This window comes from Sphingomonas sp. PR090111-T3T-6A (genome assembly GCF_000383095.1).
Taxonomy (GTDB): Bacteria; Pseudomonadota; Alphaproteobacteria; order Sphingomonadales; family Sphingomonadaceae; genus Solisphingomonas.
In genome coordinates this window covers 2,501-5,540 of sequence record NZ_AORL01000003.1, presented here as the reverse complement: position 1 = coordinate 5,540, position 3,040 = coordinate 2,501, and the positions used below count along the sequence as shown (strand labels likewise).

General features: G+C 55.1%; 1 tRNA gene and 2 rRNA genes (1 of these 3 only partly in view). All 3 read right to left on the bottom strand.

The window, feature by feature from the left end:
- Position 1 precedes the first annotated feature (1 nt).
- Positions 2-78: transfer RNA gene (locus tag ST3T6A_RS0100480), tRNA-Met, on the bottom strand.
- Between the two features lie 80 nt (positions 79-158).
- Positions 159-273 (bottom strand): 5S ribosomal RNA (gene rrf, locus ST3T6A_RS0100475).
- A gap of 102 nt (positions 274-375) precedes the next feature.
- Positions 376-3,040, bottom strand: a 23S ribosomal RNA gene (locus ST3T6A_RS0100470); it runs 125 nt beyond the window's last position.

Genomic DNA, 3,040 nt, shown 5'->3' with positions numbered 1-3,040 from the left:
TTGGTTGCGGGGACAGGATTTGAACCTGTGACCTTCAGGTTATGAGCCTGACGAGCTACCGGGCTGCTCCACCCCGCGCCGAGGACGTTACCCTGCTCGTGCGGAGCGGGGTGTTTGTGAATGGGTTCTTGGTGCACAGTTGTTGCGCCGGCGACAAAGCCTGGCGGCGTCCTACTCTTCCATCGCTTAAGCGATAGTACCATCGGCGCTGTCTGGTTTCACGGCCGAGTTCGGGATGGGATCGGGTGGGTCACAGACGCTATGGCCACCAAGCTATGTGGCCGGCGCGGTTGTAGTGCGGGTTAGAAATCGTGCGGATTACTGTGCTGGTGAGTTACCACCGACAGATCAGGTCTGTCATTGATGGTGGGGCTCATCAAGCGCGAATAGAGCAATTAGGACCGGTTAGCTCCATGCGTTACCGCACTTCCACATCCGGCCTATCAAGGTCGTGGTCTTCGACCGCTCTAAGAAATCTTATCTCGAGGGAGGCTTCCCGCTTAGATGCTTTCAGCGGTTATCCCGTCCGTACATAGCTACCCTGCTGCGCCATTGGCATGACGACAGGTCCACCAGAGGTACGTTCAACCCGGTCCTCTCGTACTAGGGTCAACTCCTCTCAAATTTCGACGCCCACGGCAGATAGGGACCAAACTGTCTCGCGACGTTCTGAACCCAGCTCACGTACCACTTTAATTGGCGAACAGCCAAACCCTTGGGACCTGCTCCAGCCCCAGGATGTGATGAGCCGACATCGAGGTGCCAAACAACCCCGTCGATATGAGCTCTTGGGGGTTATCAGCCTGTTATCCCCGGCGTACCTTTTATCCGTTGAGCGATGGCCCTTCCACGAGGGACCACCGGATCACTATGACCGACTTTCGTCTCTGCTCGACTTGTCAGTCTCGCAGTCAGGCTGGCTTATGCCATTGCACTCTAACAGCCGGTTTCCAACCGGCCTGAGCCAACCATCGCGCGCCTCCGTTACTCTTTAGGAGGCGACCGCCCCAGTCAAACTACCCGCCACAGAGGGTCCCTCTCCCGGTTTCACGGGAGCAGGTTAGACATCAGAAAACAACAGGGTGGTATTTCACCTATGGCTCCACACCGGCTGGCGCCGATGCTTCAAAGCCTCCCACCTATGCTACACAGTTCTTTCCTAATGCCACTCTGAAGCTGCAGTAAAGGTGCACGGGGTCTTTCCGTCTAACCGCGGGTACTCCGCATCTTCACGGAGAATTCAATTTCGCTGAGCATGTGCTGGAGACAGTGGGGAAGTCGTTACGCCATTCGTGCAGGTCGGAACTTACCCGACAAGGAATTTCGCTACCTTAGGACCGTTATAGTTACGGCCGCCGTTTACCTGGGCTTCATTTCAGTGCTTGCACACCTCCACTTAACCTTCAGGCACCGGGCAGGCGTCAGACCCTATACGTCGTCTTGAAGCCGACTTAGCAGAGCCCTGTGTTTTTGCTAAACAGTCGCTACCCCCTGGCCTGTGCCCCCCACAAGTGCTTGCGCATATGTGGGGCCTCCTTCTTCCGAAGGTACGGAGGCAATTTGCCGAGTTCCTTCAGCACACTTCTCTCAAGCGCCTTGGTATACTCTACCTGACCACCTGTGTCGGTTTCGGGTACGGACTGTACGGGGAGGCTATTTCCTGGAACCGCGTCGAAGCATGTCCAATCCGATAAGGACATACAACTTAAGCGATCCGTCACACATCCCCAGGCTCAGGAATATTAACCTGATTCCCATCGACTACGCCCTTCGGCCTCGTCTTAGGGTCCGGCTCACCCTGCGCGGATTAGCCTTGCGCAGGAACCCTTGGTCTTTCGGCGACAGGGCATCTCACCCTGTTTATCGCTACTCATGTCTGCATTCGCACTTCCGATACCTCCACGCCCCATTACCAGGACGCTTCACAGGCTTACGGAACGCTCCGCTACCGCGTGACTAATGTCACACCCTAAGCTTCGGTGCGTGTCTTGAGCCCCGTTACATCTTCGCCGCAGGAACCCTTGTTTAGACCAGTGAGCTGTTACGCTTTCTTTAAAGGATGGCTGCTTCTAAGCCAACCTCCTGGTTGTTTTGGGATTCCCACATGCTTTCCCACTTAGACACGACTTGGGGACCTTAGCTGTAGGTCAGGGCTGTTTCCCTCTTGACGACGGACCTTAGCACCCGCCGTCTGTCTCCCGGATATCACTCCTAGGTATTCGGAGTTTGGTTAGAATTGGTAGATCTCGCGACCCCCGCATCCATCCAGTGCTCTACCCCCTAGGGTGTTCGTCCGAGGCACTACCTCAATAGTTTTCGCGGAGAACCAGCTATTTCCCGGCTTGATTGGCCTTTCACCCCTAAACACAACTCATCCGGTACCTTTTCAACGGTAATCGGTTCGGCCCTCCAGTGGGTGTTACCCCACCTTCAGCCTGGTCATGCCTAGATCGCCGGGTTTCGGGTCTAATGCATCGAACTATGGCGCCCTATTCAGACTCGCTTTCGCTGCGCCTACACCTATCGGCTTAAGCTTGCTCGATACATTAAGTCACAGACCCATTATGCAAGAGGTACGCTGTCAGGCCTCAAGGACCCTCCAACTGCTTGTAGGCAATCCGTTTCAGGTACTGTTTCACTCCCCTCATCGGGGTGCTTTTCACCTTTCCCTCACGGTACTTGTTCGCTATCGGTCATGCACGAGTATTTAGGCTTGGAGGGTGGTCCCCCCATGTTCAGACAGGATTACACGTGTCCCGCCCTACTCGAGTCCTCTAATCTCACTTTCGCATACGGGGCTGTCACCCGCTATGGCCGAACTTTCCAGATCGTTCTGCTAGTTGAATTAGAGGCACTGGCCTGGTCCGCGTTCGCTCGCCACTACTTACGGAATCTCGGTTGATGTCTTTTCCTCCGGGTACTGAGATGTTTCAGTTCTCCGGGTTCGCTTCACCAGACCTATGTATTCAGTCTGGGATACCCTTCCCATTTAACTCCGGCCGTAATTGCTCACGGTCGAAATTAAATGGTGAGGGTGGGT